The sequence below is a fragment of the Mitsuaria sp. TWR114 genome (assembly GCF_007997345.1).
The window spans coordinates 1-10111 of record NZ_VOSR01000008.1 but is presented as its reverse complement, the minus strand read 5'-3'; the positions used below and the strand labels follow the sequence as shown (position 1 = coordinate 10111).

The window sequence follows — 10111 nt, the reverse complement described above, 5'->3', positions numbered from 1 at the left end:
CTCGATCAGCTCCGGGCGACGCGCCAGCGTCAGCGCCAGCGACTGCTCGCGGCGCCAGCGCGCGATCTCGGCATGGTGGCCGGACAGCAGCACCGGCGGCACCGGCAACGGTCCTTCGGGCGTCTCCAGGACCTCGGGACGGCTGAAGTGGGGGCAGTCCAGCAGGCCGTCGGAGAAGCTGTCCTGCTGGTGCGAGGCGGCATCGTTGAGCACGCCGTCCTGCAGGCGGGCGATGGCGTCCAGCATCGCGATCGCCGCAGTTCACCCCCCGACAGCACGAAGTCGCCCAGGCTGATCTCCATCGTCACGTGGCGGTCCAGCACGCGCTGGTCGATGCCTTCGTAGCGGCCGCACAGCAGGATGGCGCCCTCGCCCACGGCCAACTCGCGCGCCAGCGCCTGGTCGAGCCGGCGGCCGGTCGGACTGAAATGGATCACGGCGGGCGCACCCGGATGGGCGGTGGCGCGGTCGGCCTTCACGGCAGCCAGCGCGCGCTCCAGCGGCGCGGCCAGCATCACCATGCCGGGCCCACCGCCGAAGGGGCGATCGTCAACACGGCGGTAGTTGTCCTCGGCGTAATCGCGCATCTGCCACAGACGCACGTCGACCTGCCGGCTTTCGTAGGCGCGACGCGTCACGCCGACCCGCAGGAAGGGGTCGAAGAGTTCGGGGAACAGGGTGAGAACGTCGAAGCGCATGGGCAGTCAGGCCCGCGGCTTCAGTAGTCGAGGTCCCAGTCGACCGGGATGACCCGCGCGGCCTTGTCGACGTCGCCGACATAGGCGTTCACGAACGGGATCAGGATCTCTTCATCGGGCTTGATCGGTGCGGTCTTGCCGGCGGGCAGGATGCGCAGCACGCAGTGGGGGCCGGTGTCGATCAGGTCGATCACCTCGCCCAGCGTGGTGCCGTCCTTGTTGACGACCGACATGCCGATCAGGTCGACCCAGTAGAACTCGCCGTCGTCCGTCTCGGGGAACACGCTGCGCGAGACGAAGATGCGGGCGCCCTTGAGCGCTTCGGCGCCGTTGCGGTCGGCCACGCCTTCCACCTGGGCGACGATGCCGTCCGCATGGTCGCGGACAGCCAGGATCTTGAGCACGGGCGGCACGACATGCGGCTTGCCCGGCAGGGCCTTCTCGCTGGGCTTCAGGAACCAGCGGCGAGAGGCGAAGAGCGCCTGGGCATCGGCGGAGTGGCTGAGGATCTTCAGCCAGCCCTTGATGCCCCAGGCGTCCAGCACGCGCCCGACTTCGATGGCGTCTTCCGGAAAGGCCGGGGAGGACTCGATCACGTCGTCAGGCGCCTGCTTCATCACTGCGATCCGAGGATCAGGCAGCGGCGGCGGCCGGAGCGGCAGCCTTCTTGGACACGTCGACCAGACGGGCGACGGCCGGCGACAGCTGGGCGCCCACGCCCACCCAGTACGACACGCGGTCTTGCGAGACGCGCAGGCCTTCGGCATTGCCGGAGGCGACCGGGTTGTAGAAGCCGACGCGCTCGATGAAGCGGCCGTCGCGGCGGTTGCGGCTGTCGGTCACGACGATGTTGTAGAACGGACGCTTCTTGGAGCCACCGCGGGAGAGTCGAATCACGACCATGATCTATCCTTCAGGTTTTGAGCGTTCCACCGCACCAGGGAGACACACAGGGGCAAGCAGACAATGAACCGACCGTTCCGTGCGGGGAGCGCGTGTGTCGCGCATCGAGTCCCCGGGACAGGTCGGCAGCTGGCACCGTAGATACGCCCCCGGTCCGTCCTTCGCCCCCTCAGCCCCGGATCAGGAAGCTTCGAAGCGTGACAGCCACACCCAGGGGCCAGCGCCAAAACCCGGCATTATAAACTCGCTCTTGACGCTTTGTCCTCCTCCCCCAATGACGACAACCACCAGCAGTTCCTCCCCGCTCCTGATCCGCCCCAGCCTGGAAGGCGACATCGCCGCGATCCAGCAGATCTACGAACACGCGGTGCTGCACGGCACCGGCACTTTCGAGACCGAGGTCCCCGATCGCGCCGAGATGGCCCGCCGCCGGACCGAGGTGCTCAGCCGCAGCCTGCCCTACCTGGTCGCGGAGCGTGACGGACAGGTGCTCGGCTACGCGTATGCCAACTATTTCCGCCCGCGGCTGGCCTATCGCTATTTCGTCGAGGACTCGATCTACCTCGCGCCGCAGGCGCAGGGACAAGGCGTCGGCCGGCTGCTGCTGGCGGAGTTGATCGCGCGCTGCGAAGCCGCCGGCGCGCGGCAGATGATCGCCGTCATCGGCGATTCGCAGAACCTGGGCTCCATCGGCGTCCACCGCAGCCACGGCTTCGAGGACGTCGGCGTCATGAAGGCCGCCGGTTGGAAGTTCGGCAAGTGGCTGGACGTGGTGCTGATGCAGCGCCAGCTGGGCCAGGGCGACACCAGCTCGCCCACTGGCGCCGCCCCGGCGACCGCGCCGGCCACCCCGGACCCGACGCCCGCCGCATGAGCGCCCTCGCCCCGACCGACGGCGCCGGTGCGGACGCCAAGTCCAAGACCGTAGCCACCTGGCTGAGCTTCGCGCTTGGCAGCCTCGGGGCGCACCGCTTCTATCTCCACGGCTTCGGCGACCGGCTGGGCTGGTTGCACCCGCTGCCGACGCTGCTGGGGCTGTATGGCGTCCACCGGATGGACACCCTGGGCCAGGACGACGTCGTGGCCTGGTTCCTGATTCCGCTGCTGGGGCTGATGCTGGCGCAGAGCATGCTGGCCGGCATCGTCTACGGCCTGATGCCGGACGAGCGCTGGGCCGAGCGCTTCAATCCGGGCCAACCGGTGCGCAAGACCGGCTGGTGGCCGATCCTGGGCGTCATCGCCTGTCTGATGGTGGGCGGCGCCTGCCTGATGGCGACGATCGCGTTCTCGGCGCAGCGCTATTTCGAATCCCAGGTCGAAGCCGCCCGCGAGATCAGCCAGTAGCCGCCCGCGAGCGCAGCCCGCCCCAGCCCGCTCAGAACAGCGTGAAGCTGATCCAGTAGAACAGCCCGCCGATGAAGGCCGACGCCGGGATCGTGAAGATCCAGGCCCAGACGATGTTGCCGGCCACGCCCCAGCGCACCGACGACGCGCGCTGCGTCGAGCCCACGCCGACGATGGCGCCGGTGATGGTGTGCGTCGTCGACACCGGGATGCCCAGCGCGGTGGCCAGGAAGAGCGTGATCGCGCCGCCGGTTTCCGCGCAGAAGCCGCCCACCGGCTTGAGCTTGGTGATCTTCTGCCCCATCGTGCGGACGATGCGCCAGCCGCCGAACATGGTCCCCAGGCCGATGGCCAGGTAGCAGACGACGATCACCCAGGTCGGCGGCGAGTGCTCGCCAGCACCCGCGTAGCCCGACGCGATCAGCAGCATCCAGATCAGGCCGATCGTCTTTTGCGCGTCGTTGCCGCCGTGACCCAGGCTGTACAGGCCGGCCGAGACCAGCTGCAGCCGTCTGAACCAGTTGTCCACGCGTAGCGGCGAGCTGCGGCGGAATAGCCAGGCCACCGCCACCATCAGCAAGGAGCCGAGCAGGAAGCCCAGCAGCGGCGACACGAAGATGAACAGCACCGTCTTGCCGATGCCGCTCATGATCAGCCCCTTGGTGCCCGCCTTCGCGATCGCCGCGCCCACCAGGCCGCCGATCAGCGCGTGCGAGGAGCTCGACGGGATGCCGTAGAACCAGGTGATCACGTTCCACGCGATCGCACCGATCAAGGCGCCGAAGATCACATGGTGATCGACGATGCCCGCGTCGATCGAGCCCTTGCCGATCGTCGCCGCCACCTTCAGCTCGAAGAACAGCACCGCGATCACGTTGAAGAAGGCCGCGAACAGCACGGCCTGCTGCGGCTTGAGCACGCCGGTCGAGACGACCGTCGCGATCGAGTTGGCCGCATCGTGGAAGCCGTTCATGAAGTCGAAGGCGATGGCCAGCACCACCAGCATGGCCACGACCCAGAAGGCCACCTGCATCGTTCCCATAGCAGACGCTCCGCTATCGGATCAGGAGTTCTCGAGGACGATGCCCTCGATCAGGTTGGCCACGTCCTCGCAGCGGTCGGAGATCGACTCCAGCTGCTCGTAGATGGCCTTGAGCTTGATCAGCTCGCGCACGTCCTCCTGCTCGCGGAACAGCTTGGACATCGCGGCGCGCATCACGCGGTCGGCATCGGACTCGAGCTTGTCGATCTCCTCGCAGGCCTTGATGGCGGCCTCGGCGGTGTGCGGCTCGCTGAGCTTGGGCAGCAGCGTGACGGCATGCTTGACGCGCTCGCAGCACTTGGCCGAGAGCTCGCCCAGGCGCAGCACCTCGTCGGGGATGGAGCGCACGTCGTAGAGCTGCATGGTTTCGCTGGAGTCCTGCAGCAGGTCCAGGATGTCGTCCATCGCGTTGATCAGGCCGTGGATCTGCTCGCGGTCGATCGGCGTGATGAAGGTCCGGTGCAGCAGCCGGTTCACCTCGGCGGTGATGCGGTCGGCGTGGTGCTCGGCCTTGTCGACCTCGGCGGCGTACTTCTCGCGCAGCGTCAGGTCGTTGTAGTTCTGGATCATGAGCATGAAGGCGCGGGCGCCTTCCACGATCTGCGTGCCGTGCTCATTGAACAGTTCAAAAAAATTGCCCTCACGGGGCAGCAGCTTGCCGAAAAACATGGGGAGGCTCCGCGCGGTGCGATCCACGCCGGATCGTCACAAATGGTTCATTTCCGTGTCACGGAAAACCGGCAAGTGTAGCGGCCTGGGGCCCGAACGGGCCATGGGGCCGGCGCAACGGCTCGTCCTCGCGTTCGATCGCCTGGTCGGCGACGCCGGGTAGATGGCTTCGCAGATCGCCCAGTCCCGGCGCACTCAACGCCGGATCGAGCTCCAGCAAGGGCTTGAGGACGAAGGCGCGCTGATGCAGCCTCGGATGGGGCACGGTCAGGCGTTCGAGTGCGAGGGTCTCGTCGCCGTAGAGGAGCAGGTCGAGGTCGAGCGTGCGCGGCGCGTTGACATAGGGCCGCTCGCGCCCGTGGCGCTGTTCGATCGCCTGAAGCGCCTCGAGCAGCACCAGCGGGGCCAGGCCGGTGTGCACGCGCGCGACCGCATTGAGATAGTCGGGCCCTTCGCAGCCGACCGGCGCGCTGCGCCAGGCGCCGGAGACGGCCTCGACGCTCAGGTCCTTCAGGTCGGCGAGGTCGGCCAGCGCCGCCTCCAGCGTGCGCCGCAGGTCGCCGAGGTTGGCGCCCAGGCCGACGTAGGCCGTGATCATTCGTCGGCGGAGGACGCCGGCGCGGCGCTCGACGCTTCGCCGGCACCCGCCGACTTCGGCTTGCGACGACGCGGCGCTTCTTGGCCGGATGGGCCGCGCCGCCCTCCCCGTCCATCGCCTCGGGATCGATGGGCAAGGCCGCGGCCGATTCACCGGCCACCGGCACCGCCGGCACGTTGCCGGCCGCCACCGAACCGCGCGGCACCGAATGCACCCGTCCGCCGCCCGCCTTGGGCTTGCTGCGCGGACCGGTCTGGCGCTGCGTCTCGCGCGCTGATCGAGCAGCGCGCGGCGTCGTCCTCGCTGCCCAGCGCGAAGTCCTCCCACCAGTCGGCCAGCGCCGGATCGATCTCGCCCGCCTCGGCGCGCAGCGCCAGGAAGTCGAAGCCGGCGCGGTAGCGCGGCTGCTCGATCAGGCGGTGCGGCCCGCTGCCGGTGCGGCGCTCGAAGCGCGGCTGCATCATCCAGATCTCGCGCATGTCCGCGGCCAGCTTGCCGCGGCCGGAGATGTCGCCCACGCGCGCGTCGAAGACCAGGTCGATGGCCTGCTGCAGCGCGGGCACCGCCCCTTCGCCGCCGTCGATCAGGCGCTGCCAGCGCTGCTGGACCTCGCCCCACAGCATGCAGGCGAGCATGAAGCTCGGCGCCACCGAGCGGCCCTCGGCCACCCGCTTGTCGGTGTCCTCCAGCGCCAGCCGAACGAACTTGCCGTGCACGTTGTCGGGCAGCGCGCCGTCCTTGTCCAGCACCGCGTCCAGGATCGGGAACACGCCGCGCGCCAGGCCCTGCTTGCGCAGTTCCTCGATGCTGGCCAGCGCGTGGCCGGTCTGCAGCAGCTTGATCATCTCGTCGAACATCCGCGACAGCGGCACGTTCGCGAGCAGCGGCCCCATCGCCACGATCGGCGCGCGCGTCTTGGGCTCGATCGTGAACCCCAGCTTGGCGGCGAAGCGCACCGCGCGCAGGATGCGCACCGGGTCCTCGCGGTAGCGGGTCTCGGGGTCGCCGATCATGCGCAGCACCTTCTTGCGCGCGTCGGCCAGGCCGCCGTGGTAGTCGACCACCAGCTCGCGCTGCGGGTCGTAGTACATCGCGTTGACCGTGAAGTCGCGGCGCGCGGCGTCCTCGATCTGCGGGCCCCAGACGTTGTCGCGCAGCACCCGGCCGGACGCGTCGACGACGTGCGACTTGCCGTCCAGCGCGCTCTTGGACGTCTTCTCGTTGCCCTGCACCTGCTCGGCATCGTCCTCCTTGAGCAGCGCCCGGAAGGTCGAGACCTCGATGACCTCGTGCTCGCGGCCGCGGCCGTAGACCACGTGGACGATGCGGAAGCGCCGGCCGATGATGAAGGCGCGGCGGAACTGGTTCTTGACCTGTTCCGGCGTGGCGTCGGTGGCGACGTCGAAGTCCTTGGGCCGGCGTCCCAGCAGCAGGTCGCGCACGGCGCCGCCGACGATGTAGGCCTCGAAGCCCGCGTCGGTCAGCCCCTTGACGACCTTGACGCCGCGCTCGTCCAGCAGCGCCGGATCGATGCGGTGCTCCTCGGCGGTGATTTCCACCCGCTTGCCCAGCGGCGTGGCGGTCCCCTCGGGCTTGCCCAACAGCTTGTTGATCAGTTTTTTAATCATTCGAACAGCTTCAATATCGGCCAGCCGCGCTCGCGCGCCAGCGTCTCGAGGGCCGCGGTGGGATTGGTCGCCACCGGATGGCTGACCCGCTCCAGCAGCGGCAGGTCGTTCATCGAGTCGCTGTAGAAATGCACGCGCTCGAAATCCTCCCAGCGCCGGCCCTGCGCGGCCAGCCACTCGTTCACGCGCACGATCTTGCCCGCCTGGAAGGACGGGGTGCCGCGCACGCGACCGGTGAACGCGCCGGCCGCGTCGCGTTCCAGCTGCACGGCGATCAGGTGGTCGATGCCGAAGGCCTGGGCGATCGGCGCGGTCACGAATTCATTGGTCGCGGTCACCACGACCACGAGATCCCCGGCATCCAGGTGGCGCTGCACCAGTGCGCGCGCATTGTCGCGCAACATCGGCGCGACGACCCGGCTCATGAATTTGGCGCGGGCGGCCTCGGCTTCGGCCAGCGGACGGGCGCGCCAGACGGAGGTGGCGAACTCGACGTATTCGTCCAGGTCGAGCTCGCCGCGCTGGTACTGCGCGTAGAACTCGTCGTTGCGGGCCGCCCAGGCGGCGCCGTCGGCCCAGCCGATCTCCACCATGTAGGCGCCGAAGGCGTGATCCGAGTCCTGCGGGATCAGGGTGCCGTCCAGGTCGAACAGGGTCAGGTCCACGTGATGTCCTTGAAAAACCTTGAAATCATTGCAACCGGCGGCACGACGCGCCTCAGGCGGGCGCGCCCTGGTCGGCGAGCATCTGGCGCAGCAGCGGCACGGTGACGGCCCGCTTGCTGGCCAGGGCGAATTCGTCCAGCCCGTCGAGCAGCGTCATCAGGTGCTTGAGGTCGCGGGCGTAGCGGGTGAGCAGGTAGTCGATGACGTCGTCGGTCAGCGCGATGCCGCGGCGGTCGGCCTCGCGGCGCAGCACGGCGCGCACCTCGGCCTCGGACAGCGGCACAAGCGCGAAGGTCGGGCCCCAGCCCAGGCGCGTGCGCAGGTCCTCGCGCAGCGCGAGGTCCACCGGCGGCGCGGTGCCGGTCGAGACGACCGCCAGCCCCAGCGTCGCGGCCTCGACGAACAGCGCGAAGGCCGCATGCTGCCGGCCGTCGTCGAAGCGCTGCGTGTCGTCGAGCAGCAGCAGGCTGGGGTGGGTGGGCAGTTCCCAGGGCAGCGGCGTGTCGGCGTCGTACCAGCCGACCTGCGCACCGGCGTGCTGCCAGTGCTGGGCGAGCGCGCGCAGCAGGTGCGTCTTGCCGCTGCCCGGCGGCCCCCACAGGAAGACCGGCGGCGAACCCGCGCCCAGCCCCAGCACGTGCGTGAGGGCCGCAGTGTTGGCGCCAGTGAGGAGCGTGTCAAAGGTGTAGTCGGGCTCGGGACCGAGCGACAGCGGGATCTGCTTCAAACCACTTCAGCGTTGGATGGAGGGAGACCCGGCGGCGATGCCAGGCCCCAGCCCTCAAGGAGCGGGATTCTAAGCGGCGCCTCCCACCCTCCCGCCCCGCTGACCACCCGGAGGTGGGGGACGGCGAAGGACGGGCAGGGAAACCGGGCCTCAGTGGAAGGTGGCGGGCCCGCCTTCGCCGTCGCGGATCTGCTGCAGGCACTGCTCCAGCTCGACCTGCTCGACGCGGTCCCCCGGCAGCAGCGCCACCAGCTTGCGCTGCACGGCCAGCAGCCGGGGCAGGTCCTGCCGGTCCATGTGGATCTGCTTGAGGTTGCGCAGCATGCGCGCCAGGATCTGGCGCGGCGACGCGGTCCCCAGGAAGGCATCCAGCGACATCGGCTCCTGCGGCATCAGCCCGGCGCGCTCGCGCCAGGGGCTGAGGAACTCGTCGAGTTCGCCGCGCCCCAGCGAGCGCCCGCTGAACGGGTCCAGCACGACCTCACCCTGCGGCAGCCGCAGCTTCATCAGGAAGTGCCCCGGGAAGCTGACGCCCTTGACCCGCAGGCCGACATGGGCCGCCAGCTCCATGTAGATGATCGCCAGCGTGATCGGGATGCCGCGCCGCGTGGCCAGCACCTGGTGCAGGTAGCTGTTGCCGATCGCGTAGTAGTCGTTGACGTTGCCCGCGAAGCCGAGCTCGCCATGGAAGTACTGGTTGAGCATCCGGAGCCGGTGGCTCGGCGGCGCGTCGGCCGGCAGGCGCTGGCGCAGCCGCTCGCCGAGCCGGTCCAGCTCCGCCATCACCTGCTGCACGTCCAGCCGGGGGACGTCGTCCAGCGCGATCGCGGCGGCGGCTTCGGCCAGGTTCAGCGTGTCGTCGTCGGCAACCAGCGTCGAGAAATAGTCCAGCGCCGACGGCACCGTCCACTGCAGGGGCGAACTCATGCGCCCGAGTCTACGCCCTGGCCTGGCGGCGTCATCGGCGCGGTTCCCGAGTCCGGGAACTCGCACCCGGCGCTCAGGCCCGCCGCGCGAACTGGCGCAGCTTCACGCCCAGCAGCAGCAGCACGCTGAAATACAGCAGCGCCGACGCTCCCAGGCTCAGCGCCATCCACCCGGCGCGCGCCAGCTCGAAGTGGAAGCCCTTGCCGCCGACCCAGGCAAAGTGCCCGGCCAGCCACCACTGCAGCGCGCCCATCGCCGCGCTGGCGATCAGCACGCGCAGCAGGAACAGCGCCCAGCCGGCTTCCGGCGTGTAGGTGCCCAGCCGGCGCAGCCCGCGCAGCAGCAGCAGCGCGTTGACCACCGCCCCCAGGCCGATCGACAGCGACAGACCGGCGACGCCGATCTGCAAGCCGAAGACGAAGATCGCGTTGAAGAGCTGCGTCAGCACCAGCACGCCGACGGCGATGCGCACCGGCGTGCGCATGTCCTGGCGCGCGTAGAAGCCGGGCGCCAGCACCTTGATCGACACCAGCCCCATCAGCCCGAGCCCGTAGCCCATGACCGCGTGGGCGGTGCTGGTGACGTCGGCGGCCCGGAAGGCGCCGCGCTGATAGAGCACCGCCACCAGCGGCTCGGCGAAGACCACCAGCGCGACCGCGCAGGGCAGCGCCAGCAGCAGCGTCAGGCGCAGGCCCCAGTCGAGCAGGCCCGAGTACTTCTCGGTCTCGCCCTTGGCGGTGCTGGCGGCCAGTTGCGGCGTCAGCACCACGCCCAGCGCGACGCCGAGCAGCGCGATCGGGAATTCCATCAGCCGGTCCGCGTACGTCAGCCAGGATGCGGCGCCCTCGCCCACCGCGATCGCGATCTGCGTGTTGATCAGCAGCGACAGCTGCGCCACGCCGACGCCCAG

At 69.5% G+C, this 10111-nt stretch carries 12 protein-coding genes and 1 pseudogene; 2 read left to right on the top strand and 11 right to left on the bottom strand.

Annotated features, from left to right (window positions below):
• From trmD to rpsP, 3 genes and pseudogenes are all read right to left on the bottom strand, one after another.
• Window positions 1-698: pseudogene (gene trmD / locus FUT87_RS00670) on the bottom strand (tRNA (guanosine(37)-N1)-methyltransferase TrmD); the annotation flags it as partial.
• Window positions 699-718: 20 nt separating this feature from the next.
• The gene (gene rimM / locus FUT87_RS00665) at window positions 719-1315 is read right to left on the bottom strand and encodes a ribosome maturation factor RimM (protein WP_147239751.1); all 597 of its coding nucleotides are present in this window, start codon (window positions 1313-1315) and stop codon (window positions 719-721) included.
• 16 nt (window positions 1316-1331) lie between these two features.
• The gene (gene rpsP / locus FUT87_RS00660) at window positions 1332-1601 is read right to left on the bottom strand and encodes a 30S ribosomal protein S16 (RefSeq protein WP_091723493.1); all 270 of its coding nucleotides are present in this window, start codon (window positions 1599-1601) and stop codon (window positions 1332-1334) included.
• 274 nt (window positions 1602-1875) lie between these two features.
• On the opposite strand from rpsP, the gene FUT87_RS00655 reads away from it, so the two are divergent.
• The gene (locus FUT87_RS00655) at window positions 1876-2475 is read left to right on the top strand and encodes a GNAT family N-acetyltransferase (RefSeq protein WP_091723490.1); all 600 of its coding nucleotides are present in this window, start codon (window positions 1876-1878) and stop codon (window positions 2473-2475) included.
• Complete coding sequence (locus FUT87_RS00650) at window positions 2472-2945, top strand: NINE protein (RefSeq protein ID WP_147239750.1); 474 nt, start codon at window positions 2472-2474, stop codon at window positions 2943-2945. Before FUT87_RS00655 ends, FUT87_RS00650 begins: the two co-directional genes overlap by 4 nt.
• Window positions 2946-2976: 31 nt before the next feature.
• Here FUT87_RS00650 and FUT87_RS00645 read toward each other — a convergent pair whose 3' ends face one another.
• From FUT87_RS00645 to murJ, 8 genes are all read right to left on the bottom strand, one after another.
• Entirely contained in the window at window positions 2977-3987 is a 1011-nt protein-coding gene (locus FUT87_RS00645; protein ID WP_147239749.1) for an inorganic phosphate transporter, read from the bottom strand.
• A gap of 21 nt (window positions 3988-4008) precedes the next feature.
• Complete coding sequence (locus FUT87_RS00640; RefSeq protein WP_091723483.1) at window positions 4009-4656, bottom strand: DUF47 domain-containing protein; 648 nt, start codon at window positions 4654-4656, stop codon at window positions 4009-4011.
• A 58-nt stretch (window positions 4657-4714) separates the two neighbouring features.
• Entirely contained in the window at window positions 4715-5254 is a 540-nt protein-coding gene (gene folK, locus FUT87_RS00635; RefSeq protein WP_147239748.1) for a 2-amino-4-hydroxy-6-hydroxymethyldihydropteridine diphosphokinase, read from the bottom strand.
• Window positions 5255-5403: 149 nt separating this feature from the next.
• A complete protein-coding gene (pcnB, locus tag FUT87_RS00630) occupies window positions 5404-6882 on the bottom strand; it encodes a polynucleotide adenylyltransferase PcnB (RefSeq protein ID WP_147239747.1) in 1479 nt (492 codons plus the stop codon).
• Window positions 6879-7547, bottom strand: coding sequence for an HAD family phosphatase (locus tag FUT87_RS00625; protein ID WP_147239746.1), 669 nt, complete (start codon window positions 7545-7547; stop codon window positions 6879-6881). Before FUT87_RS00625 ends, pcnB begins: the two co-directional genes overlap by 4 nt.
• Window positions 7548-7599: 52 nt before the next feature.
• Window positions 7600-8274 (bottom strand): HdaA/DnaA family protein, encoded by a 675-nt coding sequence (locus FUT87_RS00620; RefSeq protein ID WP_091723475.1) that lies wholly within the window; start codon window positions 8272-8274, stop codon window positions 7600-7602.
• 150 nt (window positions 8275-8424) lie between these two features.
• Window positions 8425-9201, bottom strand: coding sequence for a SirB1 family protein (locus tag FUT87_RS00615; RefSeq protein WP_091723472.1), 777 nt, complete (start codon window positions 9199-9201; stop codon window positions 8425-8427).
• A 73-nt stretch (window positions 9202-9274) separates the two neighbouring features.
• Window positions 9275-10111, bottom strand: an 837-nt coding sequence (gene murJ / locus FUT87_RS00610; RefSeq protein WP_147239745.1) for a murein biosynthesis integral membrane protein MurJ, incomplete at its 5' end; no start/stop codon positions are given.

Bases quoted from the DNA above. Each gene is read 5' to 3' on its own strand.
- rimM (WP_147239751.1), bottom strand. From the start codon at position 1,315: ATGAAGCAGGCGCCTGACGACGTGATCGAGTCCTCCCCGGCCTTTCCG.
- rpsP (WP_091723493.1), bottom strand. From the start codon at position 1,601: ATGGTCGTGATTCGACTCTCCCGCGGTGGCTCCAAGAAGCGTCCGTTC.
- FUT87_RS00655 (WP_091723490.1), top strand. From the start codon at position 1,876: ATGACGACAACCACCAGCAGTTCCTCCCCGCTCCTGATCCGCCCCAGC.
- FUT87_RS00650 (WP_147239750.1), top strand. From the start codon at position 2,472: ATGAGCGCCCTCGCCCCGACCGACGGCGCCGGTGCGGACGCCAAGTCC.
- FUT87_RS00645 (WP_147239749.1), bottom strand. From the start codon at position 3,987: ATGGGAACGATGCAGGTGGCCTTCTGGGTCGTGGCCATGCTGGTGGTG.
- FUT87_RS00640 (WP_091723483.1), bottom strand. From the start codon at position 4,656: ATGTTTTTCGGCAAGCTGCTGCCCCGTGAGGGCAATTTTTTTGAACTG.
- folK (WP_147239748.1), bottom strand. From the start codon at position 5,254: ATGATCACGGCCTACGTCGGCCTGGGCGCCAACCTCGGCGACCTGCGG.
- pcnB (WP_147239747.1), bottom strand. From the start codon at position 6,882: ATGATTAAAAAACTGATCAACAAGCTGTTGGGCAAGCCCGAGGGGACC.
- FUT87_RS00615 (WP_091723472.1), bottom strand. From the start codon at position 9,201: ATGAGTTCGCCCCTGCAGTGGACGGTGCCGTCGGCGCTGGACTATTTC.